The sequence below is a fragment of the Frigidibacter albus genome (assembly GCF_009908165.1).
Taxonomy (GTDB): domain Bacteria; phylum Pseudomonadota; class Alphaproteobacteria; order Rhodobacterales; family Rhodobacteraceae; genus Frigidibacter; species Frigidibacter albus.
Genome location: NZ_JAAAUC010000005.1, coordinates 146290 through 169502, shown reverse-complemented (window position 1 = coordinate 169502; position 23213 = coordinate 146290). Strand labels below are relative to the sequence as shown.

General features: G+C 66.1%; 25 protein-coding genes. 10 read left to right on the top strand and 15 right to left on the bottom strand.

Translation table 11 applies throughout. The annotated features are described in order from the left end of the window. Nucleotides 1–38: 38 nt before the first annotated feature. The 9 genes from GVY41_RS09660 to GVY41_RS09620 form a co-directional block, all read right to left on the bottom strand. Nucleotides 39–1313, bottom strand: a complete 1275-nt coding sequence (locus tag GVY41_RS09660; protein ID WP_161345845.1) for a CpaE/TadZ family protein — start codon at nt 1311–1313, stop codon at nt 39–41. 224 nt (nt 1314–1537) lie between these two features. Then, a complete protein-coding gene (locus GVY41_RS09655) occupies nt 1538–2191 on the bottom strand; it encodes an OmpA family protein (RefSeq protein WP_161345843.1) in 654 nt (217 codons plus the stop codon). Between the two features lie 4 nt (nt 2192–2195). Then, complete coding sequence (locus tag GVY41_RS09650) at nt 2196–3557, bottom strand: type II and III secretion system protein family protein (RefSeq protein WP_161345841.1); 1362 nt, start codon at nt 3555–3557, stop codon at nt 2196–2198. A gap of 202 nt (nt 3558–3759) precedes the next feature. After that, nucleotides 3760–4602 carry a Flp pilus assembly protein CpaB gene (cpaB, locus tag GVY41_RS09645; RefSeq protein WP_161345839.1) on the bottom strand — a complete coding sequence of 281 codons (843 nt, stop codon included), beginning with the start codon at nt 4600–4602 and terminating at the stop codon, nt 3760–3762. A gap of 207 nt (nt 4603–4809) precedes the next feature. Then, the gene (locus GVY41_RS09640; protein WP_161656887.1) at nt 4810–5025 is read right to left on the bottom strand and encodes a hypothetical protein; all 216 of its coding nucleotides are present in this window, start codon (nt 5023–5025) and stop codon (nt 4810–4812) included. Nucleotides 5026–5121: 96 nt separating this feature from the next. Further along, complete coding sequence (locus GVY41_RS09635; RefSeq protein ID WP_161345837.1) at nt 5122–5304, bottom strand: Flp family type IVb pilin; 183 nt, start codon at nt 5302–5304, stop codon at nt 5122–5124. Between the two features lie 266 nt (nt 5305–5570). Further along, nucleotides 5571–5753: a Flp family type IVb pilin gene (locus tag GVY41_RS09630; protein WP_161345837.1), complete on the bottom strand. Its 183-nt coding sequence runs from the start codon at nt 5751–5753 to the stop codon at nt 5571–5573. 278 nt (nt 5754–6031) lie between these two features. Next, nucleotides 6032–6214 (bottom strand): Flp family type IVb pilin, encoded by a 183-nt coding sequence (locus GVY41_RS09625; protein ID WP_161345837.1) that lies wholly within the window; start codon nt 6212–6214, stop codon nt 6032–6034. Nucleotides 6215–6479: 265 nt separating this feature from the next. Continuing rightward, entirely contained in the window at nt 6480–6662 is a 183-nt protein-coding gene (locus GVY41_RS09620) for a Flp family type IVb pilin (protein WP_161345835.1), read from the bottom strand. A 286-nt stretch (nt 6663–6948) separates the two neighbouring features. Between GVY41_RS09620 and GVY41_RS09615 the strand changes: the two genes are divergently transcribed. After that, nucleotides 6949–7791 (top strand): lytic transglycosylase domain-containing protein, encoded by an 843-nt coding sequence (locus tag GVY41_RS09615; RefSeq protein WP_229726013.1) that lies wholly within the window; start codon nt 6949–6951, stop codon nt 7789–7791. Nucleotides 7792–7802: 11 nt separating this feature from the next. On the opposite strand, the gene GVY41_RS09610 is transcribed toward GVY41_RS09615, so the two are convergent. From GVY41_RS09610 to tldD, 6 genes are all read right to left on the bottom strand, one after another. Next, nucleotides 7803–8087 carry a GNAT family N-acetyltransferase gene (locus GVY41_RS09610; protein ID WP_161345833.1) on the bottom strand — a complete coding sequence of 95 codons (285 nt, stop codon included), beginning with the start codon at nt 8085–8087 and terminating at the stop codon, nt 7803–7805. Continuing rightward, a complete protein-coding gene (locus tag GVY41_RS09605; protein WP_161346102.1) occupies nt 8080–8709 on the bottom strand; it encodes a 3-oxoacid CoA-transferase subunit B in 630 nt (209 codons plus the stop codon). The genes GVY41_RS09610 and GVY41_RS09605 overlap by 8 nt, the downstream gene beginning before the upstream one ends. Then, nucleotides 8706–9410 (bottom strand): CoA transferase subunit A, encoded by a 705-nt coding sequence (locus GVY41_RS09600; RefSeq protein WP_161345830.1) that lies wholly within the window; start codon nt 9408–9410, stop codon nt 8706–8708. The genes GVY41_RS09605 and GVY41_RS09600 overlap by 4 nt, the downstream gene beginning before the upstream one ends. Nucleotides 9411–9507: 97 nt before the next feature. After that, nucleotides 9508–12246, bottom strand: coding sequence for a type I DNA topoisomerase (gene topA, locus GVY41_RS09595; protein ID WP_161345828.1), 2739 nt, complete (start codon nt 12244–12246; stop codon nt 9508–9510). Nucleotides 12247–12519: 273 nt separating this feature from the next. Continuing rightward, on the bottom strand, nt 12520–13734 hold the full coding sequence (gene dprA, locus GVY41_RS09590) for a DNA-processing protein DprA (RefSeq protein ID WP_161345826.1): 1215 nt from the start codon (nt 13732–13734) through the stop codon (nt 12520–12522). A gap of 335 nt (nt 13735–14069) precedes the next feature. Further along, nucleotides 14070–15491 (bottom strand): metalloprotease TldD, encoded by a 1422-nt coding sequence (tldD, locus tag GVY41_RS09585; protein ID WP_161345824.1) that lies wholly within the window; start codon nt 15489–15491, stop codon nt 14070–14072. Between the two features lie 193 nt (nt 15492–15684). On the opposite strand from tldD, the gene coxB reads away from it, so the two are divergent. The 9 genes from coxB (at nt 15685) to GVY41_RS09540 (ending at nt 23140) form a co-directional block, all read left to right on the top strand. Next, nucleotides 15685–16527, top strand: a complete 843-nt coding sequence (gene coxB, locus GVY41_RS09580) for a cytochrome c oxidase subunit II (RefSeq protein ID WP_229726023.1) — start codon at nt 15685–15687, stop codon at nt 16525–16527. A gap of 61 nt (nt 16528–16588) precedes the next feature. Then, entirely contained in the window at nt 16589–17521 is a 933-nt protein-coding gene (cyoE, locus tag GVY41_RS09575) for a heme o synthase (RefSeq protein ID WP_161345821.1), read from the top strand. Nucleotides 17522–17525: 4 nt separating this feature from the next. Then, nucleotides 17526–17717, top strand: coding sequence for a hypothetical protein (locus GVY41_RS09570; protein WP_161345819.1), 192 nt, complete (start codon nt 17526–17528; stop codon nt 17715–17717). Then, entirely contained in the window at nt 17717–18295 is a 579-nt protein-coding gene (locus GVY41_RS09565) for a cytochrome c oxidase assembly protein (RefSeq protein ID WP_161346100.1), read from the top strand. The genes GVY41_RS09570 and GVY41_RS09565 overlap by 1 nt, the downstream gene beginning before the upstream one ends. 23 nt (nt 18296–18318) lie before the next feature. Next, on the top strand, nt 18319–19119 hold the full coding sequence (locus GVY41_RS09560; protein ID WP_161345817.1) for a cytochrome c oxidase subunit 3: 801 nt from the start codon (nt 18319–18321) through the stop codon (nt 19117–19119). An 84-nt stretch (nt 19120–19203) separates the two neighbouring features. Then, nucleotides 19204–19893: an SURF1 family protein gene (locus GVY41_RS09555; protein WP_229726012.1), complete on the top strand. Its 690-nt coding sequence runs from the start codon at nt 19204–19206 to the stop codon at nt 19891–19893. A 12-nt stretch (nt 19894–19905) separates the two neighbouring features. Next, the gene (gene thrC / locus GVY41_RS09550) at nt 19906–21297 is read left to right on the top strand and encodes a threonine synthase (protein WP_161345815.1); all 1392 of its coding nucleotides are present in this window, start codon (nt 19906–19908) and stop codon (nt 21295–21297) included. Next, complete coding sequence (locus GVY41_RS09545; RefSeq protein WP_161345813.1) at nt 21294–22556, top strand: M16 family metallopeptidase; 1263 nt, start codon at nt 21294–21296, stop codon at nt 22554–22556. The genes thrC and GVY41_RS09545 overlap by 4 nt, the downstream gene beginning before the upstream one ends. Continuing rightward, a complete protein-coding gene (locus tag GVY41_RS09540; RefSeq protein WP_161345811.1) occupies nt 22556–23140 on the top strand; it encodes a GNAT family N-acetyltransferase in 585 nt (194 codons plus the stop codon). The genes GVY41_RS09545 and GVY41_RS09540 overlap by 1 nt, the downstream gene beginning before the upstream one ends. The last annotated feature ends 73 nt before the right edge of the window (nt 23141–23213 follow it).

The following is a 23213-nucleotide window of genomic DNA, read 5'->3' as shown; positions in this document are numbered from 1 at the left end:
GGGCACCTATTCCTGTACTGTGGACCAGCGGCGAGCGATCAGACCTTGCCGGCCTCTGCGGCGCGGTTGAGGTCGAACAGCGATTTCGCCAGCTTCTGGATTTCCTTGCGCAGCGGGTTCTTGGCCGCGGCGGTCGCCAGTGGCAGGCCGTGGTCATTGGCCTGCGTCACTTGCCGCCCGCCATCGGGGAACTGCAATTCGATCGTGATATCAAGGCTTTCGGCCAGTCTCTTCACCCGGCCCTTGGCCGCCAGATCGGTGAATTTCGGCGCCCGGTTCAGAACGTAGCGCAGCTTCTCTACCGGCAGCTCTTCGGATTTCAGCGCGCGGATCATCCGCAGCGTGTTCTGGGCCGACCGCATGTCCAGCTCGATGGGCACGAAATACACATGCGCCTGATTGAGCACCGCCTCGGTCCATTGCACCACGGCCGAGGGCATGTCGATCACCACGAAATCGAAATTGTCGCGGGCCACGTCGATCAGGCGGTTGATGTCTTCCGAGGTGACGATGTCCAGCGGCAGCATCTCGGCGGGCGCGGTCAGCACCTGCAGGCGGTCGTGATATGTCAGCATGGATTGCAGCAGCGTGTCGCCATCCAGCACCGAAGTGTCGGACAGCATGTCATAGACAGCCTCGCGGCGCGGCAGGTCGAGGTAGGTGGCGACAGAGCCCATCTGGAAATCGAAATCCAGCAGGCAGACGCGCGGGCCGTTGTCCTTGACCAGCGTTGCCAGCTCCCAGGCGAGGTTGACCGCGAAGGTCGAGGCGCCGGTGCCGCCGGCAAGGCCATGCACGGGCAACACCACGCCATCGCGCTGGCCGGTGGCCTTGAAGGCGGGCGCGGCGTGGCTGGTGAGCGGGTGGGCATGAGGATCGGCATGGACGGGCGCCGCCACCTCGGGCTCTTTCAGCCGCTCGATGGCCTCGTGCAGCGCGTTCTCGGGCAGCGGGTAGGGCACGAAGTCATCCGCCCCCATCCGCAGCAGGTGGTGCAGGGCGATGGGGCTGATCTCGTCGGCGATCAGGATCACCCGAATGCCCATGTCGCGGGCGCGCCCGATGATGCCGGACACGCGGGTCAGGTCGGCTTCATCCTCGCCATCCACGGCGACGGCGATGAACTCGAGGTGTTTGGCCTCGGGCTGGTCGAGGAATTTCAGGGCGTCGGGAAAGGCGAGATCGCCCCAGCTTTCGCCAAGCTCGGCCTCCATGTCCTCGATCAGCAGGTCGAAGTTTGCCACGTCCCGCGAGACGGTGCAGGCCACGATCGGGGCCGGTTCTGGCTGCAGTGCGGGGGCTGCGTTACCCATTGCCTCATGTCCTTTTTTACTGCCAGGCGCGACGCGACTCTGGTGTCGTCTCACTCATCCATGGGGCGGAAGGTGGGGGACAATGTAGGCAAGAATGCGGCTTAAAAATCCAAATTGTGCGGAATTCATAGACGGTGGGTGCATCAACAGCCGCCATGCAAAGATTGCCCGCCCAATGTGCAGGCCAGCGGTGGCGTCCGGCGCGGGGCAGGGCGCCTGCCGCGTTACTCGCCGCCGCCTTCGCCGCCACCCTCACCGACTCCCCCGCCCAACGCAGAGGCCGGCACAGCGCTGGCGACATACTCGCGGAAGATGACCTCGGCATATTTGCCGTTCAGCACCATCGGATGGTTGGCAACAAAGCCCGACACCTCGGTGACGGTACGGCGGTTGCGCTGCTCTGGCCCCTGGGTCAGCACCAGCGGCTGGGTCTTGCCGAATGAAGCCACCGCCTCGAGCCGCGACCGGCTGACGCCCTGCGTTGCCAGATAGGCGACAACGGCCTGGGCCCGGCGCATCCCGAGCGCCTTGTTGTAGGCATGCGAGCCGACAAGATCGGTATGGCCGTAGACCCGGAAGCGCAGTTCCGGGAACTGGCGGATGAAATCGGCCTGCTTGCGCAGGGCGGCCTGGGCATTACCGTCCAGCATAGAGCTGTTGAAGGCGAAGGTCACCATTGCCGGCACTTCCGCGGCAAAGCGCCGTGTCAGGTCGATGGCATAGGATTTGTCGCCGCTCTGGACCATCGTGTTGTTCATCGTGGCATTGCCGAAGCTGGCTTCGGTGCCGTCGATCCTGCCGCCCAGCTCTGTCACCGGGTCGCAGGCGACCAGAGCGGTCAGCGCCAGCGGGAACACGATCAGGCTACGCAGGCGCATCTTGTCACTCCATGACATAGCCGTAGGACCCCGTGAAATCTTGCTTGGCCACTTCGGCCGCCGCGCCCGTGGTCTTGCCGCGCAGGAACAGGTCGGCCTCGGTCGGGATACGCACCCTGTCTGTCGGAAGGGCGAGGGCCTCGCCGCGGGTCGGGGTCACCAGATGCGGGGTGACGATGATCACCAGTTCCGTCTGCTGCCGTTCATACTCCACACTGCGGAACAGCGCGCCCAGAACCGGGATGTCGCCCAGCCACGGCACCTGGCTGTTCAGGTCGGTGAAGTCGTCCTGCAGCAGCCCCGCAATGGCAAAGCTCTCGCCGTCGCGCATCTCCACCGTGGTCTTGGTTTCGCGGCGCCTGAAGGCATTGACCGAGAAGCCGCCGTTCTGAAGCGTCACCGCAGTGTCGATGGACGAGACCGAGGCCGACATTTCGAGGTTGATGATGTCGCCATCGATCACCCGGGGTATGAAGGCCAGCTCCACACCGAAGGGTTTGTATTCGATGGCGATGGACCCATCGTCATCCACCACGGGGATCGGGTATTCGCCGCCCGCGAGGAAGCTGGCTTCCTGCCCCGACAGGGCGGTCAGGTTCGGCTCGGCCAGGGTGCGGACCATGCCCTTGGATTCGAGCGCCTCCAGCAACACGCCGATTTCGAAGTTGCCACGTGTGAGGTTGAGCCCGAGGCCCGCACCACCTTGCGCCACGCCCGCAGCATTGCCGGTCGGAGAGCCGTTGCCGATCCCGGCATCGAACGAGCCGGCAGAGTTGCCGATCCCAATCGAGGCAGAGAGGTTCTTGGAAACCGAGCGCTGCATCTCGGCAAAGCGGACCTGCAGCATCACCTGCTGGGTGCCGCCGACGTTCATCAGGTTCGACACCCGGCCGGGCGCATAGCGCTGCGCCAGTTCCAGCGCACGGTCCAGCGTGCCGATCGACGAGACGGTGCCCGACAGCACGATGCCGTCATTGGCGGTGCGCACCTCGATCGTCTCGCCCGGCAGAACCTGACGCAGGCGTTCCTTGAATTCGGCGATGTCTGGGGTGACCTGCACTTCCACGTTGGTCATCAGCTTGCCATCGGCGCTGAGCAGCGTCAGCGTGGTGCGGCCCGGGGCCTTGCCAAGCACGTAGATGGAGCGGTCCGACAGGGTGGAGATATCGGCGATGCCCGGATTGGCGATGGAGAGCTCCGCAAAGGGACTTTCGGATTCAACCACCACAGCCCGGTTCATCGGGACCGACAGCGGGGTGGAAACCGATCCGCTCATCACCCGTAGCACCTCGGCCCGGGCCAACGGCGCCGCCACCACGGTTGCGGCAAGCCCCAGAAGGCCGGCCCTGACAATAGTTCCGATCATAGGTTGACCCTGCCTCTCGATCACGCCTCTACCGGGTCTTGACGCCCGAATTTCCGCCAGAATGCGCGAGAAGTCGTTTTTTTGCAAGAATCAACCTCTTGCACGCCGACATTTACCTAAGGCCCTGTCCGCCCCGTCCATCTATCGCCGAAACCCGGCGCGCCGCCACCAGATGCGGTGCGATGAAACGGGCACTGGCGCCTCAGTTGGTGCAGGGGATCTGGGTTTCCACCATCTCGCCGCCCTTGTTGGTGCGGATGGTACAGACCTTCGCGGCCTCCTCGACCTCGACGACTTCTGCCGCCTGCACACCCAGCAACTGATCGCGGTTGACCTCGACGGCGCTGAACAGGCTGTCATCGTTGCTGCCGACCAGCGCCAGCGTCAGCCGGCCGGTCGATTGTGCCAGCGTCAGCGCCGCAACCTGCATCGGCGCTGCCTCGATGGTCACGGTGCCGGCGATCTGCGCCATGTCTACCTGATCGGTATCCGCCCGCTGGTCGATGGCGATCAGCCGGACCGAGGAGTCGATCAGCTTGGTGACATCCTGGCCCTGCTGGTTGCCGGTCCAGTAGACGTCGACCCGGTCGCCGGGGCGCAGGAAGCCCGACACGCCGCTGCTGACATCGACCTGGATGGTGAAGGCGCGCATGCCCTTGGCAAGACGCGAGGTGAGGCCGGCATCCTCGCCGGGTTCGGTGACCTTGACGGCCAGCACCGGCTCGAACTTCTCGACCGCGCGCAGCACGATCCGGGTGGTCGGCGCGCCTTCGGGGAACAGGGCGGCCGCATCGGTGAAGGCGCCTTCGGGAACCGCATCGGCCTGCCATTTGATCTGCATGACGTCTTCGGGGGTCAGCGGATCGCCGTATTTCTTGGGGGTGTTGACCACGAGGATGTCGACAAGCGGCACTGCGCTGGCCTGAACCGCACGCAGGGCATCCCGCTCTGCCTGGGTCTGCGCGATATAGCCCTGCGCCATATAGACCGCAAAGCCCGCAAGCCCGATACCTAGGATCAGAACCAGACCAAAAACCATCCTCATGACATCATCCTTCTGCTCGTTGCGATGCGGCTTGTTGCGGATTGCGGAGTCCGCCTGCATCGACCGGAAATATGCCGCGCGATTGCGGCAGAAACTTGGTGGAAGCGTGCCGCGTCCGGGGTATTTCGGGGCGACCCGAGCAAGGGCGACATGCGAAAGGCCCGGTGTGATCCGGGCCTTTGCGTCGCAGTTCAGATCGCCGAGGCGTCAGTCGAGAAAGCTGTTCGCCGAGGTTATCGTCTCGGCAATGGTATCACTTGCGTCGCTGATCGAGACCGAAAGCCCGCCTGCGGCCAGAACCCCCAGGACAACGATCCCGGCTGTCAGCACGACCCAGTCGATGGTCACGGCCCCGTCCTCTCGCCGCATAAGGTCGAGCACCCGCTCGCGGAGCCGGACCAGACGGGGGAACAGTGGGGTCATCCAAACTCTCCGTTCGTTGCGCGGCGGCCAGGTGAAAGCCGGGCCGGCCCCTTGCGACTGGCGGCAGACCCGAGGATCCGGGTCTGCCGGCCATCATCAGTTCTTGGCGCTCGAAATCGAGGTCGCGATGTTGGACGACAGGTCACCCACGGCGGTGTCGATCACGCCCATGGCCAGGATGCCGAGGCCGACGACGGCGGCGGTCAGCACGACCCAGTCAACGGTGACGGCACCGTCTTCGTCGTTGCGGAAGGTCTTGAACAGGTTGATCAGTTTCATGGTGTCTCTCCAGGTGTTTGCGTGTTTCTGCCCCCCGCCCCGGGTCTTGTGGGCTGGCCTCGCCTTGGCCCGTTCCCGCTGCGGTATGAAGATGTTCTGCCTGCCGAACGTGGCGCGATTGGGGCGTTGACGGTGCTTTTTCGGACCTTCTTCAGGTTGAATTTGCGGTGCGGACCAGCTGGGCGGCCTCGGCGCGGGAAGGGAGGAAATGCGAAAGGGCCGCACCATCCGGTGCGGCCCCTGCAGGCGGCGAGTGCCGACCGATATCAGTTCTTGGCGCTCGAGATCGAGGTGGCGATGTTGGACGACAGGTCACCCACGGCGGTGTCGATCACGCCCATGGCCAGGATGCCGAGGCCGACGACGGCGGCGGTCAGCACGACCCAGTCGACGGTGACGGCACCGTCTTCGTCATTGCGGAAAGTCTTGAACAGGTTGATCAGTTTCATGGTGTCTCTCCAGGTGTTTGCGTGTTTCTGCCCCCCGCCCCGGGTCTTGTGGGCTGGCCTCGCCTTGGCCCGTTCCCGCTGCGGTATGAAGATGTTTTGCCCTTGGATCGTGGCGCGATTGGGGCCGTATTCGTGCATTTTCAGACCTTCTTCGCGGAATTGGCACGTCAGGAACCCTTGCGCCTCGGGGCAGCCAGAGGCTGGAAACGCAAAGGGACCGCACCTTGCGGTGCGGTCCCTGCGACAGGCGCTGTGGCCTGCGGATCAGGCGCCGCTGATCAGTTCTTGGCGCTCGAGATCGAGGTCGCGATGTTGGACGACAGGTCGCCCACGGCAGTGTCGATCACGCCCATGGCCAGGATGCCGAGGCCGACGACGGCGGCGGTCAGCACGACCCAGTCAACGGTCACGGCACCGTCTTCGTCATTGCGGAAGGTCTTGAACAGGTTGATCAGTTTCATGGTGTCTCTCCAGGTGTTTGCGCGTTGTTATCTCCCGCTCCGGATCTTTCGGGCCGGCCTTGTCTGGGCCCGTCCCCGTTGCGGTATGAAGCTGTTTTGACCCCCGATCATGGCGCGATTGGGGCGCCTTTCGTGCATTTTCGGACCTTCTTCGCGGTGTTTGCGGGACAGGGCTCGACGGAACGGAGCGGCGGAAAGGCCCCGGAAACGCGAAAGGACCGCACCATCCGGTGCGGCCCCTGCAGGCGGCGAATGCCGACCGATATCAGTTCTTGGCGCTCGAGATCGAGGTCGCGATGTTGGACGACAGATCACCCACGGCGGTGTCGATCACGCCCAGGGCGAGGATGCCGAGGCCGACGACAGCGGCGGTCAGCACGACCCAGTCGACGGTCACGGCACCGTCTTCGTCATTGCGGAAGGATTTGAACAGGTTGATCAGTTTCACGGTGTCTCTCCAGGTTTCCAGGTTGCTGCCCCCCGCCCCGGGTCTTGTGGGCTGGCCTCGCCTTGGCCCGTCCCCGCTGCGGTATGAAGATGTTTTGCCTGCCGAACGTGGCGCGATTGGGGCGAGCTAAGGGAATTTTAACGGGATTACCGCGTCCGATCCGCGGCAGGCCTGGCGCTGCGCGGAACCAGTGGCGCATTGGCCGAAAGTTTGCGACACTGCGCGCAATCAAGGCGGGCAGGGAAACTGCCTGAACCGAAACGGGCAGTCAGCAGCAGGACGCGCAATGTCGCGGCACATGGCACGGATCATGGCGCTTTGCGCGGGCCTCGGGCTTGCGCCGGTGGCGGCGGAGGAAACTCCGGCGCCCTATCCCGATTTCACGTTCAAGCGGATCGGGGTGCCGCAGGCGGGCCAGAAGCGCATCACCGTGCAGATCGACCCGGCTGAACAGGCGCGGATGCTGGCGGCGGTGGTGCCCATGCCCGACACGCCGATGCCGACGGGGGCTGCCGCCGCGGGCCTCGGCGGGGCGCCGGTGGGGGCCTATGACTGGTACTGGGGACTCGTATCACCCTCGCTGGGGGACAACGCGGGCCGCTTCCCCAAGGCGGTCGCGGCACTGGCGCAGGGGCCGGGCGGCGCCATCGTCGGGGCGCCGCGGATGCAGCACATGCAGGAGATTGCCCGCCTGCACGGCGCCGATATCCTGATGGCGACGATCGGCACCGAGGTGTCGCCGGCGCTGGTGCTGGCGGTGATCGGGGTGGAAAGCGGGGGGCGGGCCGAGGCGGTATCGTCCGCGGGTGCTGTGGGGCTGATGCAGCTGATCCCGGCGACGGCCAGCCGCTTCGGCGTGACCGATTCCACCGTGCCGGGGCAGAACATCAAGGGCGGGGTCGCCTATCTGGACTGGCTGATGAAGGAATTCGACCGCGACCCGCTGATGGTGCTGGCGGCCTACAACTCTGGCGAGAACGCGGTCAAGAAGAACGGCGGCGTGCCGCCCTATGCCGAGACCCGCGATTATGTGCCGAAGGTGCTGGCGGCCTGGTCCGTGGCGCGGGGGCTGTGCCTGACGCCGCCGGAACTGGTCTCCGACGGCTGCGTGTTCGGGGTGCGCGGTTAGACCTTTCCCGGTCAGACCTGGAACACGTCCGCCCAGTCGGGGTGCTTGGCCCGCCAGCGGTTCACGAAGGGGCAGAGCGGCACGATCTTCACCCCCTCTGCCCGCGCATCCGTGACCAGCCGCAGCGCCAGCGCGTTGCCCGCGCCGGTGCCGCGAAAGCTGTCCGGCACGCCGGTGTGGTCGGCGATGATCAGCGTCGGCGTGGTGATGGAATAGGTCAGCTCCGCCTCGTCGCCGCCCTGGCGCACAACGTATCGGCCGCGGCTGCCGTCGATCTCGCGCGTGATCTCAGTCAACGATCGTGGCCTCCGTCGCTTGGCGCACCTGCTCTTCCGTCACACCATCGGCGATCTCGAGCAGCTTCAGCCCGCCTTCGACCACGTCGAACACCGCCATGTTGGTGATGATCCGGTCCACGACCGCCTTGCCGGTCAGCGGCAGGGTACAGTCCTTCAGCACCTTCGAGTCGCCATGCTTGCTGGTGTGGTCCATCACGACGACCACGCGGCCCACGCCCGCCACAAGGTCCATCGCGCCGCCCATGCCCTTGACCAGCTTGCCCGGGATCATCCAGTTCGCAAGGTCGCCCTGCTCGGACACTTCCATCGCGCCGAGGATCGCCATGGCGATCTTGCCGCCGCGGATCATCGCAAAGCTTTGGGCAGAATCGAAATAGGCCGAATGCGGCAGCTCGGTGATGGTCTGCTTGCCGGCGTTGATCAGGTCGGGATCGACCTCATCCTCGGTCGGGAACGGGCCCATGCCCAGCATCCCGTTTTCCGATTGCAGGGTCACGGTCATGCCCTCGGGGATGTAGTTCGACACCAGCGTCGGGATGCCGATGCCAAGGTTCACATACATCCCGTCCTGCAGCTCTTTCGCCGCACGGGCAGCGATCTGGTTGCGGTCCCACATCAGACAGACTCCTTGCTGCGCACAGTGCGATTCTCGATCCGCTTTTCATGCTCGCCCTGGATGATGCGGGTCACATAGATGCCGGGCAGGTGGATATGGTCGGGATCGAGGCTGCCGACCGGCACGATTTCCTCGACCTCGACCACGCAGACCTTGCCGCAGGTGGCGGCGGGCGGGTTGAAGTTGCGGGCGGTCTTGCGGAAGACGAGGTTGCCCGAGGTGTCGGCCTTCCAGGCCTTGACAATCGACAGGTCGGCGACGATCCCGCGCTCCAGCACATAGGTCACACCGTCAAAGTCCATGTGCGGCTTGCCCTCGGCGATCACGGTGCCCACGCCGGTCTTGGTGTAGAAGCCGGGGATGCCGGCGCCGCCGGCGCGCATCCGTTCGGCCAACGTGCCTTGCGGGTTGAACTCCAGCTCCAGCTCGCCCGACAGGTATTGGCGCATGAATTCGGCGTTCTCGCCGACATAGGAGGAGATCATCTTCTTGATCTGCCGGGTCTGCAGCAGGATGCCGAGCCCGAAATCATCGACGCCGCAATTGTTCGAGGCGACGGTGATATCCTTGGTGCCGGCGTCCTTGATCGCGTCGATCAGCAGCTCGGGGATGCCGCAGAGGCCAAACCCGCCCGCCGCGATGAACATGCCGTCGAACAGCAGCCCGTCTAGCGCCTCTGCCGCACTGGCATAGACCTTCTTCATCCGTGATCCTCCCCGCACTACACTGCCGGAGTTGTGGCAAGAGGTCCGGGCCAAGTCAATCGCCGCTGCGCAGCGTGGCGCTGGCAGCGGCGGGGGATCAGTCCTCGGTGGCGACGGGCTTGGGCTTGGCGGGTGCCTTGGGCTTCGCAGCGGCCTTGGGTTTGGCGGCGGCTTTTGGCTTTGCGGCCGCTTTGGGCTTGGCGGCAGCCTTCGGCTTGGCAGCAGCCTTCGGCTTGGCGGGGGCCTTGGTGGCCGCGTCCTCGCCGTCCGCCGCTGCGGCCTTTGCCTTCGCCGGTGCCTTCTTGGCCGCCGGCTTCTTCGCCGGGGCCTTGGCCTTTGTGGTCTTGCCCTTGCCGCCCTTCGACGCCTTGGCGGCCACCAGTTCCAGCGCCTCATCGAAGCTGATGGTCTCCGGCTCCATCTCCTTGGGCAGGGTGGCGTTGACCTTGCCCCATTTGATGTAGGGCCCATAGCGGCCCGGCATCACCTGCAACGGGCCGCCAGAGGGATGCTCGCCAAGCTCGCGCAGCGGCGCCGCCGCAGCCCCGCGCCCGGCCCCGCGCGAGAATTTCTGCGCCAGAACCTCGACCGCCCGGTTCATGCCGATGATGAACACCTCATCGGCCTCGGGCAGGTTCGCATAGGTGGAGTTGTGCTTCACATAGGGGCCAAAGCGGCCGATCCCGGCCTCGACCGGGGCGCCATCCTCGGGATGGGTGCCGATCAGCCGCGGCAGGTCCAGCAGCAGGATGGCGCGGGGCAGGTCGATGCTCTCGGGCGACCAGCCCTTGGGCAGGCTCGACCGTGGCGGCTTCGGCGCCTCGGCCGTCGCCTCGCCGCGCTGCACGTAAGGCCCGAAGCGACCGGCGCGCAGGCTGATCGGCAGGCCGGCCTCGTCATGGCCCAGAAGCTTGCCGTCGCCGCTGAGGTTCATGCCATCCTCGCCGCCCGGCTGCGAGATGGGGCGGGTATAGCGGCACTCGGGGTAGTTGGAGCAGCCGATGAAGGCCCCGCCGGACCGCGCCGTCTTCAGGTTCAGCCGGCCCTTGCCGCAGGTCGGGCAGACCCGCGGGTCGGTGCCATCCTCGCGCGCCGGGTAGAGGTGCGGGGCCAGGAAATCGTCGATCCGCTCCAGCACTTCGGTGATGCGCAGGTCGGCGGTTTCAGCGATGGCGGCGGAGAAATCGCGCCAGAACCGGGCCAGCACATCCTTGTAGTCGCGGCTGCCATTGGTGATGTCGTCGAGCTCGCCTTCCAGATCGGCGGTGAAGTCATACTCCACATACTTGCGGAAGAAGTTGGTCAGGAAGGCGGTGACGAGCCGGCCTTTATCTTCTGGAATCAGGCGGTTCTTGTCCTTGCGGACATATTCGCGGTCCTGGATCGTGGTCACGATGCTGGCATAGGTGGAAGGCCGGCCGATCCCGAGCTCTTCCATGCGCTTGACCAGCGTCGCCTCGGTATAGCGCGGCAGCGGCTGGGTGAAGTGCTGGTCCGGCGTGATGGCGCGCTTGTCCACCGCTTCGCCCTGCATGATCTGCGGCAGGCGGGCGCTGTCTTCGCCGTCATCCTCGTCGCGGCCCTCGTCATAGATCTTGAGGAAGCCGTCGAACATCATCACCTGGCCATTGGCGCGCAGCTCGACCTGCGCGTCGCGGCTGGCAAGGTCCACGGTCGTGCGTTCCATCCGGGCGGCGGCCATCTGGCTGGCAAGCGTGCGCTTCCAGATCAGGTCATAGATCCGCTTCTGGTCGGTCTCGGTCGCCTTCAGCTTGTCGGGCGAGAGGCTCATCTCGGTCGGGCGGATGCACTCATGCGCTTCCTGCGCGTTCTTGGCCTTGTTCTTGTACATGCGCGGGCTGTCCGGGACGTAAGAGGGGCCGAAGCGATCCCTGATCTCGGCCCGCGCGGCCATGACCGCCTCGGGGGACATGTCGATGCCGTCGGTGCGCATATAGGTGATGTAGCCGGCCTCGTAGAGCCGCTGCGCCGCCGACATGCAGGCCTTGGCGCCCATGCCGAACTTGCGGCTGGCTTCCTGCTGCAGGGTCGAGGTCATGAAGGGCGGGTAGGGGTTGCGGGTGGCGGGTTTGGACTCGACCGCCTTCACCGTCAGGTCGCGCGAGGTGACGGCCTGCACTGCGAGTTCGGCGGCTTCGGTGGTGGGAATGTCGAACTTGTCGAGCTTCTTGCCGCCGAGGACGGTCAGCTTCGCCTCGAACTCCTGGCCCCGCGGGGTCTGCAGCGTGGCGGTGACGGTCCAGTATTCGCGGGCGCGGAAGGCCTCGATCTCCATCTCGCGCTCGACGATCAGGCGGAGGCAAACGGACTGCACGCGGCCGGCGGATTTGGCGCCGGGCAGCTTGCGCCAGAGCACGGGCGAGAGGTTGAAGCCGACGAGGTAATCAAGCGCGCGGCGGGCGAGATAGGCCTGCACCAGTTCCATGTCGACGTCGCGCGGATTGGCCATCGCCTCGGTCACCGCGGCTTTGGTGATGGCGTTAAACGTAACGCGGCGAACGGTTTTTCCCTTCTTGATGCTGGAGGCGAGCGCCTCTTGCAGGTGCCAGGAAATCGCCTCGCCTTCACGGTCAGGGTCGGTGGCGAGGATCAGGATGTCGTCGGTTTTCAGGGCTTCGGTGATCGCGCGGATGTGCTTTTTGCTGTCGGCAGCAACCTCCCACAGCATCTCGAAGCCGTTGTCGGTATCGACCGATCCGTCCTTGGGGGGCAGGTCGCGGACATGGCCGAAGGAGGCCAGCACCGTATAGCCCGGGCCAAGATATTTGTTGATCGTCTTGGCCTTAGCGGGGGATTCGACTACGACAACGGCCATGAGATCCTCTTCACCTGCGCGTTGCGGACCGTCACCGGGCGGGCCTTGCGCTTTGGCCGCGGAACATGGGGGCTGGGGATAGGGAATGTCAATGTCGCCTGCCGCGCAGTGTGTGGAGGGCATACAGACCCCATACAGATGCCATGCATATGATTTGCCGCATGATCCGGGCGCGGGGTGGGGCTGAGTCTGATTGCAGGCCTCCGCGGCGCATGGGGAAACCATGCGGAACCCATACATACGATTTGCCATACGGTCAGCCGGCGGGGCCGGTCAGTTCAGCCGCGCCAGCAACCCGCCGGGGGCGCGGGCGATGCGGCCCTCCAGCTCCAGCGTCAGCAGTTCGGGGGCGACGGCGGCGGCGGGGATCGCGAGGTCACGGATCAGCTGATCCTCGGCCAGCGGGCTGGGGCCGAGGCGGTCGAGGATCTGGCTGTGGAGCGCGGCGGTTTCGGCGAGGCTGCGGGTCTGGCCGGGGATATGGCCTTGGGGAGGGGCCTTGGGCCGGGCCGGGCGCGGCGGGGCTGGCGGGTCCACGGGACGCGGGGCCGGTTCGTGCAGGGCGGGGGGCGCGGCGGCCGCCAGCGGCACCCCGCGGGCGGCCAGCGCCTCGATCACGTCCTCGACGCTGCGGATCAGGACAGCGCCGTCGCGGATGAGAGCGTTGCAGCCGCCGGCGCGGGCATCGACGGGGTGGCCGGGCACCGCGAGCACCTCGCGGCCCTGATCGAGCGCCTCGCGCGCTGTGATCAGGCTGCCGGAGCGCATCGCCGCCTCGACCACGATCACCGCTTCGCACAGGCCCGAGACGATGCGGTTGCGCTGCGGAAAGTGCCTTGCCTGTGGGTCGAGGCCCATCGGCTGTTCCGACAGGCGCAGGCCGCGCCTGGCAATCTCGGTCGCGAGTTTGGTGTTCTCGGTCGGGTAGATCACATCGACGCCGCCGGCCTGCACGGCGATGGTGCCGCCCTCCAAGGCCGCCTCATGCGCGGCAGCGTCGATGCCGCGGGCGAGGCCGGAGACGACGGTGAAGCCGGCGCGGGTGAGGCCTTCGGACAGGCGGCGGGCCATGCGCAGGCCAAGCGAGGAGGCGTTGCGGGCGCCGACCAGCGCGACCATCGGGCGGGCGGCGAGGGAGAGGTTGCCAAGCGCCCAGATCAGCGGCGGGGCATCGGCGAGTTCGGCAAGGCGGGCGGGATAGGCGGGCTGACCCTTGCAGATCAGGCTGGCGCCGGCCTTGCGGGCGGCGGCGAGCTCGGCGCGGGCCACGCCTTCGGGGCAGGCGGTGTAGCCGGTGACACCTGCGGCGCGGGCAACCTCGGGGAGGGCGTCGAGGGCGGCGGTGGCCGAGCCGTATTCGGACAGCAGCCGCCAGAAGGTGACGGGGCCGACCTTGCGGGAACGAATGAGACGGAGCCAGACGAGTTCATCTTCTTCCGTGGTGGGTGGGGTGAAGGGGGTGGGAAGAGAAAACAAACCGTTGTCCATCGCCGCCCCGCCTCATTCGCAAGCCCGGTATAGCGGACGTAAGGTTAACAAGCCGTTTACGATGAATGATTCGTTTTGAGGGCGGAGATTTCGGATTGAACGCTGGTTCGGGAGTGTCTTCAGCGCGCACAGGCAGAGGGCTGCGCCTGTCCGCCGGGTGGGCGAGCAACGGTGGTTCTAGGCACTTTATGGTGCGGCATCTCCCCACCGAATTTCTAGGCGCCGGCGTTGCAAAGCGCCCGCCCGAGGGGGCGGACGGGCGCTGCCCGGCGGCGCAAAGGCGCCTTGATTCCGGGCAAGGAAGGAAGACTTGAGGAAGTCCAGCTTGGGCCCCGCTACGCCGCAGATCCCCCCACCGTCAGCCCGCCGATCAGCAGCGTCGGCTGGCCGACCCCGACCGGCACCCATTGCCCGGCCTTGCCGCAATTGCCCATGCCGGGGTCGAGCGCCATGTCATTGCCGATGGCGCGGATCTGGCGCAGCGCGGTCGCGCCATCGCCGATCAGCGTGGCGCCCTTCACCGGGTTGCCGACGACGCCGTTCTTCACCCGGTAGGCCTCGGTGCAGGAGAACACGAACTTGCCGCTGGTGATGTCGACCTGCCCGCCGCCAAAGCCCACGGCCCAGATGCCGTCCCTGACCTCGGCCACCACATCCTCGGGGCGGGCCTCGCCGCCCAGCATGTAGGTGTTGGTCATCCGCGGCATCGGTGCATGGGCGTGGCTCTCGCGGCGGCCGTTGCCGGTGGGCGCGACGCCCATCAGCCGCGCATTCTGCCGGTCCTGCATGAAGCCGACGAGGATGCCATCTTCGATCAGCACGTTGCGGGCCGAAGGCGTGCCTTCATCATCGACGCTGATCGAGCCGCGGCGGTCCGGCAGGGTGCCGTCATCGAGCACCGTCACCCCCGGGGCGGCGATGCGCTGGCCCATGAGGCCGGCGAAGGCCGAGGATTTCTTGCGGTTGAAATCGCCCTCGAGCCCGTGGCCGACGGCTTCGTGCAGCAAGATGCCGGGCCAGCCCGGGCCAAGCGCCACGTCCATCATGCCGGCGGGGGCGGGTTCGGCATCGAGATTGACCAGCGCGACGCGCAGCGCTTCCCGCGCCACCGATTCCCAATGGCCGCGCTGCAGGAGGCCGCCAAGCCCGAATCTGCCGCCACCCCCGGCGCTGCCGGATTCGCGGCGGCCGGACTGCTCGACGATGACTGCGACATTCAGACGCGCCATCGGCCGGATATCGGTGACCATCCCGCCCTCGGGGCGCAGGATCGTCACCTCCTGATGCGATGCAGAAACCGAGGCGGTAACCTGCATCACCCGCGGGTCGAGCGCGCGGGCGAAGGCGTCAATCTCGCGCAGCGTGTCGAGCTTGGCCGAGAAGACCGCATCGGCCATCGGGTCGGCATCGCTGTAGAGCCGGCGGTTGGTGCCGGCGGGCGGCGGGGCGAGGGTGCCGCCGCCATTGCCCACCGCCAGACGGGCAGTTTCGGCCGCACGGCGCAGCGCCGGTTCGGAAATCTCGGTGGAATGGGCGTAGCCCGCGACCTCGCCGAGCACGGCGCGCAGGCCGAAGCCTTCGCTGGCATCATAGCTGGCATTGCGCACCCGGCCGTCGTCGAAGACCAGCGATTCCGACCGGCTGCGTTCCAGGAACAGCTCGCCATCCTCGGCCCCGGCGGTGGCTGCACGCAGGATCGCCAGCGCCTGCGCCTTGTCCAGATGGGTGTCGAAGGGGGAGAATTGCTGCGCCTGCATGATGTCTTTCCTCGTCCATGATCTGGATCAAAAGCGTCGCCGTGTCGCACGGTTTCGCTTGTCGCCTTGGGGACAATATGATTTTAGAATTCCCTCTTACAACGCGCCTTGCGAAATGGGCAGGGCGCGCGTGGGCGGCAGGGAGAGCCGCCTTTGGGAACGGGAACACATGATGCGTTTTGCAACGAAGCTGATGGGCCCTGGGGCCGTCCTTTCCTCGGTTTTCGTCGCCGGCATGGCGATGGCGCAGGACGGGATCACCGGGCTTGAAACCGTGGGCAAGGCCCATGAGGGCGCGATGGGCTTCCAGCCTGCCGCGACCGAACTGGCGCGCGACCAGCAATGGCTGGACGGGATGCTGCTGTATATCACCGCCGCGATCACGATCTTCGTGGTGGCGCTGCTGCTGATCGCGATCTTCCGGTTCAACCAGCGCGTGAACCCGGTCCCGGCGAAATTCACTCACAACACCCCTCTGGAGATCGGCTGGACGCTGGTGCCGGTGCTGATCCTGGTGGTGATCGGGTCGTTCTCGCTGCCGATCCTGTTCAAGCAGCAGGAGATCCCGACCGCCGACATCACCATCAAGGCCACGGGCTTCCAGTGGTACTGGGGCTATGAGTATCCCGATGAGGAACTGGCCTTCGACAGCCTGATGCTGCAGCGCGAAGAGCTGGCCGAGTATGGCTATGCCGAGGACGAGTATCTGCTGGCGGTCGACAATGCGATGGTCGTGCCGGTGAACAAGACCATCGTGGTGCAGGTGACCGCGGCCGACGTGATCCACTCCTGGACCATCCCGGCCTTCGCGGTGAAGCAGGACGGCGTGCCGGGCCGCGTGGCCGAACTGTGGTTCAGTGCCGAGCGTGAGGGCGTCTATTTCGGCCAGTGCTCGGAGCTGTGCGGCAAGGACCATGCCTACATGCCGATCACGGTGAAGGTGGTCAGCGAGGCGGAATATGCCGCATGGCTGACCCGCACCCGCGAGCTGTTTGCCGGCACCCCGGCGCCGCTGACGGTAGCTTCGGCCGACTGATCCGCCCCGCGCACAAGGCAGGGCAGGGCGCCGCGGCGCCCGCCCCACCCGGAGGAACCGCATGACCGACCTGACCGCCCTCGACCAGAGCCCCGAAGCCGAGTTCGGCGACTATGTCGCGCTGCTGAAGCCGCGCGTGATGTCGCTTGTCGTGTTCACGGCGCTGGTCGGGCTGCTGGTGGCGCCGGCGCAGGTGCATCCGCTGGTGGCCTTTGCCTCGATCCTGTTCATCGCCCTGGGGGGCGGCGCCTCGGGCGCGCTGAACATGTGGTATGATGCCGATATCGACCGGGTGATGAACCGCACCCGTGGCCGCCCCGTCCCCGCCGGCAAGATCGCTGCCGGGGACGCGCTTGGCCTTGGCCTGGTGCTGTCGGGGATTTCGGTGCTGATGCTGGGGCTGGCGGCGAACTGGTTCGCGGCAGGGTTCCTGGCCTTCACCATCTTCTTCTATGCCGTCGTCTATACGATGTGGCTGAAGCGCTCGACCCCGCAGAACATCGTGATCGGCGGCGCGGCCGGGGCCTTCCCGCCGATGATCGGCTGGGCTGTCGCCACGGGCGGGATTTCTGCGGAATCGGTGCTGATGTTCGCGCTGATCTTCATGTGGACGCCGCCGCACTTCTGGGCGCTGGCGCTGTTCATGAAGGAAGACTACGCGAATGCCGGCGTGCCAATGCTGACCGTGACCCATGGCCGCAAGGTGACGCGCAACCATATCCTTGCCTATACGCTGGCGCTGGCGCCGGTTGGCTTGGGCCTTGGCTTCACGTCCATTGGTGGGCCGATCTATCTGGCGGTGGCCGTGGTGCTGAATGCAGGCTTCATCCGCGGTGCCTGGCGCATCCGCGCGCGCAGTGAAGAGACGGCGGTTGCCGATGGCTATGCGGCAGAGAAGGCTTTCTTCCGCTTCTCGCTGGCCTATCTGTTCCTGCATTTCGGGGCCCTTCTGGCGGAAGCCGCGCTGCGCCCCTACGGGCTGGGAGGCTGGTAACATCATGGCATTCGGACGCGATCACGAGCTTCATACCCGCCGCTTCGGGCGCAACCTTGGCCTTGGGCTGGTGCTGGCTGCCTTCGTGGCGCTGGTCTTCGGGCTGACCATCGTCAAGGTTTCGCAGGGCAACCCGATGCAGGCCTACGACCATGCGCCGCGGCCCGAGCTGGTGCAGCCGGAGGTGACCCAATGATGCCGAAGGATCCCAATGCCCGCGTGGCGGTGAAGCTGGCCGGCGTCGCCGCGGTGATGGTGTCGCTGTCCTTCGCCGCGGTGCCCTTCTACGACTGGTTCTGCCGGGTGACTGGCTATGGCGGCACAACGAACGTGGCGGAAACCTCGTCGGACGAGATTCTGGACCGCACCGTCACCATCCGCTTCGATTCGAATGTCGAGCCTGGGATGCCGTGGGAGTTCAAGCCGGTGGAGCGTCAGGTGACCCTGCGCATCGGCGAGACCGGGCTGGCCTTCTATGAAGCCTACAACCCGACCGACCAGCCCGTCGCCGGCACCGCGAGCTACAATGTCGCGCCGGATGCGGCGGGCTATTACTTCACCAAGATTCAGTGCTTCTGCTTTGAGCAGCAGGTTCTTGCGCCTGGCGAGCGGGTGATGATGCCGGTCAGCTTCTATGTCGATCCGGACATGGTCACCTCGCGCGATGCCAGCAAGGTCAAGCACATCACGCTGAGCTATACGTTCTACCAAACCGAATTGCCCGAAGAGCAGGCGGCGCTTGCCGCGCCCGCGCCTTCGGCTACAGTCAACTGATCCAAGGCCACGGGGACATCGACATGGCGCACGCCAAGAACCACGACTACCACATCTTGCCGCCGTCGCTCTGGCCGTTCCTGTCGGCGGTCGGCGCCTTCGTGATGCTCTTCGGGGGCGTTCTGTTCATGAAGGGCATGACGCCCTGGATGTTCGTGATCGGCCTCGTGCTGGTGCTCTACACCATGTATGGCTGGTGGGCGGACACCGTCGCTGAAAACCATGCGGGCGATCATACGCCGGTGGTGCGGATCGGCCTGCGCTATGGCTTCATCCTGTTCATCATGTCGGAAGTGATGTTCTTCGCGGCTTGGTTCTGGTCGTTCTTCAAGCACGCCATGTATCCGATGGCCGAGAATTACCCGGCGACCATGGGCGTCTGGCCGCCCGAGGGGATCGAGGTGTTCGACCCCTGGCACCTGCCGCTGATCAACACCCTGATCCTGCTGTGCTCGGGCATGGCGGCGACCTGGGCGCACCATGCCTTCGTCCATGAGAACAACCGCAAGGACATGATCACCGGGCTGGCGTTGGCCATTGCTCTGGGCGTGGTCTTCACCTTCTTCCAGGCCTATGAATACAGCCACGCGGCCTTTGGCTTCGCCGGCAACATCTATGGCGCGAACTTCTTCATGGCGACCGGCTTCCACGGCTTCCACGTCATCGTCGGGACCATCTTCCTGTTCATCTGCATGGTGCGGGCGATGAAGGGCCACTTCACGCAGGAAAGCCATGTCGGCTTCGAGGCGGCGGCCTGGTACTGGCACTTCGTCGATGTGGTCTGGCTGTTCCTGTTCGCGGCGGTCTATATCTGGGGCGCCTGAGCCTTTTTCGAACGCCTGCCGAAAATTGCAAAGCGCGGGGCCGCAAGGCCGCGCGCTTTCGCCCGTGAAGGAGCCCCCACCCGAATGCATCGACCCATGCGCCGCATCCTGTTTCCGCTGATCCTCGGCATTGTCGGGGTGGCGATCCTGATCAACCTTGGCCTGTGGCAACTGCGGCGGCTGGAGTGGAAGGAGGCGGCACTGGCGCAGATCGAGGCGCAGATGGCCGCCGCGCCCGCGCCCCTGCCGGCGCAGGGCGAGACGAGCGAGGGCGGCAAGTATCAGCCCGTTGCCGTGACCGGGCGGACGGTGGGGCCGGAGCTGCACATGCTGACCGGGATGACGGGCGTGGGCCCCGGCTACGAGGTGATCACCGCGTTCGAGACGGCGGAGGGGCGGCGGATCCTGCTGGACCGCGGCTTTCTGCCGGAGGTGGGCAAGGACGTGGCCCGCGCGGCGGTGGAGTTGACGGTGACCGGCAACCTGCACTGGCCCGAGGAGGCGAGCAGCAACACGCCCGAGCCGGACATGGGCCGCAACATCTGGTTTGCGCGCGACGTGCCGGCCATGGCCGCGCATCTGGGGGCAGAGCCGGTGCTGGTGGTCGCGCGCGGCGTGACCGGCGATGCGCAGGGCATCATCCCGGTGCCTGTGTCCACCGCAGGTATCCCGAATGACCATCTGGGCTATGCCTTGACCTGGTTTTCGCTCGCCGGGGTCTGGCTGGGGATGACAGCGTATCTTCTGTGGCGTATCAGGCAACGAACCATCTGAGAGGCAGGCCCCATGCGCTATATCTCGACCCGGGGGCAGGCCCCGGTGCTTTCCTTTGGCGAGGCGATGCTGACCGGCCTTGCCCGCGACGGTGGCCTTTACGTGCCCGAGACGATCCCGACCATGACCGGCGATGAGATCGCGGCGCTGGCGGGGCTGCCCTATGAGGAGGTGGCGTTCCGGGTGATGCGGCCCTTCCTGGGCGAGACCTTCACCGAGGAAGAGCTGCGCCGCGCGATTGCCGCCGCCTATGCGGGCTTTGGCCATGCCGCGCGGGCGCCGCTGGTGCAATTGGCACCGGGGCATTTCCTGTGCGAGCTGTTCCACGGGCCGACGCTGGCCTTCAAGGACTTCGCCATGCAGCTGATCGGCCAGCTGTTCCAGATTGCCCTCGGGCGCGAGGGGCGGCGGGTCACGATTGTCGGCGCGACCTCGGGCGATACCGGGTCGGCGGCGATCGAGGCGTTCCGGGGGCTTCCCAGCGTCGATGTGTTCATCCTGTTCCCGCATGGCCGGGTGTCCGAGGTGCAGCGCCGGCAGATGACCACGCCGGTGGAGGCGAACGTCCACGCGCTGGCGCTGGATGGCGATTTCGACGATTGCCAAAGCAAGCTGAAGGACATGTTCAACGATTTTGCCTTCCGCGATGCGGTGGGGCTGGCAGGGGTGAACTCCATCAACTGGGCGCGGGTGCTGGCGCAGGTGGTCTATTACTTCACCGCCGCCGTCAGCCTTGGCGCGCCGCTGCGGCAGGTGGATTTCACCGTGCCCACCGGCAATTTCGGCGATATCTTCGCGGGCTACATCGCGCGGCAGATGGGCCTGCCGATCGGCAAGCTGGTGGTGGCAACCAACCAGAACGACATCCTGCACCGTTGCCTGACGACGGGGCGCTATGAGACGGACGGGGTGCGCCCGTCGATCAGCCCGTCGATGGATATCCAGGTGTCGTCGAACTTCGAACGCGCGTTGTTCCATGCCTATGGCGGCGATGGCGCGGCGGTGGCGCAGCTGATGGACGAGCTGAAGGCCACGGGCGGCTTTACCGTCAGCCAGGGCGCGTTGCAGCTGCTGCGCGAGACCTTCGCCTCGGGCCGCTGTTCCGAGGACCAGACCAGCGAGACCATCAAAGCGACGCTGGCCGAAACCGGCGAATTGCTGTGCCCGCATTCGGCAGTTGGGGTTTTCGTGGCGAATGCCCATATCAGGGCCGAGGCGCCGATGGTGACGCTGGCCACGGCGCATCCTGCGAAGTTCCCCGATGCCGTGCAGGCCGCCACCGGCATCCGCCCCGCGCTGCCCGCCCGCATGGCCGACATGATGGACCGCCCCGAACGGGTGACGCGGGTTCCGAACGATCTTGCCGCGCTTGAGGCGCTGGTTCTTGAAAGGCGTGCCCTTTGACTGTCAGATTGACGACACTTCCCAACGGCTTCCGCATCGTCACCGAGGTGATGCCTGCCCTTGCCTCGGCCGCGGTCGGGATCTGGGTCAACGCGGGTGGCCGCCATGAGCGGGCCGAGCAGAACGGCATCGCGCATTTCCTGGAGCATATGGCCTTCAAGGGCACAAAGCGCCGGACAGCCCTGCAGATCGCCGAGGAAATCGAGGATGTGGGGGGCTATATCAACGCCTATACCAGCCGCGAGATGACTGCCTATTACGCCCGCGTTCTGGCCGCCGATGTGCCGCTGGCGCTGGACGTGATTTCCGACATCGTGCTGAACCCGGCCTTCGACCCGAAGGAGATCGAGACAGAGCGCCATGTGATCTTGCAAGAGATCGGGCAGGCGATGGACACGCCCGACGACATCATCTTCGACTGGCTGCAAGAGGCGGCCTATCCCGATCAGGCGCTTGGCCGCACCATCCTTGGCCCGGCGGAACGGGTGTCGGCCTTTGGGCGGACGGATTTCGAGCGCTTCGTGTCCGAGCATTACGGGCCGGACCAGATGGTGCTGTCGGCAGCAGGGGCGGTCGATCATGACCTGCTGGTGCGGTTGGCCGAGGACATCTTCGGCCATCTGAAGCCGGTGGGTAACTCGCTGCTGCAACCGGCGCTCTGGCTGGGATCGGAACGGCGCGAGATCAAGGATCTGGAGCAGGTGCATTTCGCGCTGGCCTTCGAGGCGCCGGGGTATCGCGACGAGGATGTCTATGTCTCGCAGGTCTATGCCACCGCGCTTGGGGGGGGCATGTCGAGCCGTCTGTTCCAGAAGATCCGCGAAGAGCGGGGGCTGTGCTATTCGATCTTCGCGCAGGCCGGCGCCTATGAAGATACCGGGATGATGACCATCTATGCCGGCACCTCGGCCGAGGAGATCGGCGAGCTGTGCGGGCTGACCGTGGACGAGCTGAAGCGCGCCGCCGATGACATGACCGAGGCCGAAGTGGCCCGGGCACGGGCGCAGATGAAGGCCGGCCTGCTGATGGGCCTCGAGAGCCCGTCGAGCCGGGCCGAGCGCATGGCCCGGATGCTGGCGATCTGGGGCCGGGTGCCCGATGTGGTGGAGGCGGCCGAGAAGATCGACAGCGTCACCCGCGACGCGGTGCGCGGCTTTGCCGGGCGCATGGCGGGCGCGGGGCAGTCGGCGCTGGCGCTCTATGGTCCCGTCGACCGGGCGCCGGGGCTGGAGAGTTTGCGCGAACGGCTTGCCGCCTGATGCTTTCCCGGCGCCGCAAGGTCCGGATCGACACCGAGCGCATGCTGCTGCGCCTGCCTGCGCATTCCGATTTCCGCGACTGGTCTGGCCTGCGCGCGCAAAGCGCCGCGTTCCTGGCGCCGTGGGAGCCGACCTGGGCCGAGGATCATCTGGGGCGCCGCGCCTTCACCCACCGCGTCTATTGGGCGGCGCGGGCCGAGTTGCAGGGCACGGCGCTGCCGCTGTTCCTGATCCGGCGCGAGGATGATGCACTGCTGGGGGCGATCACGCTGGACAATATCCGCCGCGGCCCGGCGCAGTCGGGCACGCTGGGATATTGGGTCGGCGAGCCCTATGCGCGGCGCGGCTACATGCGCGAGGCGATCCGCGCGGTGGTGCATCACGGCTTCACCCAATTGGACCTGAGCCGGATCGAGGCGGCCTGCCTGCCCGAGAACATGGCCTCGCGCGGGGTGCTGGAGAAATCCGGCTTCAAGTACGAGGGCGTGGCGCAAAGCTACCTGCAGATCAACGGGCGCTGGCGGAACCATGTGCTCTATTCCAACCTGCGCGGCGACCGGCGCGGGCGCACGGATGTGGGCTGACGGCATTTGCCGCATAAAGCGGCAAGGTGCGCGTCAAACGCGTTCGTGAACGGGGCAGGGCGCGGCGATCCGC

Excerpts from the sequence above, each read along its gene's own strand:
- GVY41_RS09660 (WP_161345845.1), bottom strand. The coding sequence starts at position 1,313 with ATGGGTAACGCAGCCCCCGCACTGCAGCCAGAACCGGCCCCGATCGTG.
- GVY41_RS09655 (WP_161345843.1), bottom strand. The coding sequence starts at position 2,191 with ATGCGCCTGCGTAGCCTGATCGTGTTCCCGCTGGCGCTGACCGCTCTG.
- GVY41_RS09650 (WP_161345841.1), bottom strand. The coding sequence starts at position 3,557 with ATGATCGGAACTATTGTCAGGGCCGGCCTTCTGGGGCTTGCCGCAACC.
- cpaB (WP_161345839.1), bottom strand. The coding sequence starts at position 4,602 with ATGAGGATGGTTTTTGGTCTGGTTCTGATCCTAGGTATCGGGCTTGCG.
- GVY41_RS09640 (WP_161656887.1), bottom strand. The coding sequence starts at position 5,025 with ATGACCCCACTGTTCCCCCGTCTGGTCCGGCTCCGCGAGCGGGTGCTC.
- GVY41_RS09635 (WP_161345837.1), bottom strand. The coding sequence starts at position 5,304 with ATGAAACTGATCAACCTGTTCAAGACCTTCCGCAACGACGAAGACGGT.
- GVY41_RS09630 (WP_161345837.1), bottom strand. The coding sequence starts at position 5,753 with ATGAAACTGATCAACCTGTTCAAGACTTTCCGCAATGACGAAGACGGT.
- GVY41_RS09625 (WP_161345837.1), bottom strand. The coding sequence starts at position 6,214 with ATGAAACTGATCAACCTGTTCAAGACCTTCCGCAATGACGAAGACGGT.
- GVY41_RS09615 (WP_229726013.1), top strand. The coding sequence starts at position 6,949 with ATGTCGCGGCACATGGCACGGATCATGGCGCTTTGCGCGGGCCTCGGG.
- GVY41_RS09600 (WP_161345830.1), bottom strand. The coding sequence starts at position 9,410 with ATGAAGAAGGTCTATGCCAGTGCGGCAGAGGCGCTAGACGGGCTGCTG.
- topA (WP_161345828.1), bottom strand. The coding sequence starts at position 12,246 with ATGGCCGTTGTCGTAGTCGAATCCCCCGCTAAGGCCAAGACGATCAAC.
- dprA (WP_161345826.1), bottom strand. The coding sequence starts at position 13,734 with ATGGACAACGGTTTGTTTTCTCTTCCCACCCCCTTCACCCCACCCACC.
- tldD (WP_161345824.1), bottom strand. The coding sequence starts at position 15,491 with ATGCAGGCGCAGCAATTCTCCCCCTTCGACACCCATCTGGACAAGGCG.
- coxB (WP_229726023.1), top strand. The coding sequence starts at position 15,685 with ATGGGCCCTGGGGCCGTCCTTTCCTCGGTTTTCGTCGCCGGCATGGCG.
- cyoE (WP_161345821.1), top strand. The coding sequence starts at position 16,589 with ATGACCGACCTGACCGCCCTCGACCAGAGCCCCGAAGCCGAGTTCGGC.
- GVY41_RS09570 (WP_161345819.1), top strand. The coding sequence starts at position 17,526 with ATGGCATTCGGACGCGATCACGAGCTTCATACCCGCCGCTTCGGGCGC.
- GVY41_RS09565 (WP_161346100.1), top strand. The coding sequence starts at position 17,717 with ATGCCGAAGGATCCCAATGCCCGCGTGGCGGTGAAGCTGGCCGGCGTC.
- GVY41_RS09560 (WP_161345817.1), top strand. The coding sequence starts at position 18,319 with ATGGCGCACGCCAAGAACCACGACTACCACATCTTGCCGCCGTCGCTC.
- GVY41_RS09555 (WP_229726012.1), top strand. The coding sequence starts at position 19,204 with ATGCATCGACCCATGCGCCGCATCCTGTTTCCGCTGATCCTCGGCATT.
- thrC (WP_161345815.1), top strand. The coding sequence starts at position 19,906 with ATGCGCTATATCTCGACCCGGGGGCAGGCCCCGGTGCTTTCCTTTGGC.
- GVY41_RS09540 (WP_161345811.1), top strand. The coding sequence starts at position 22,556 with ATGCTTTCCCGGCGCCGCAAGGTCCGGATCGACACCGAGCGCATGCTG.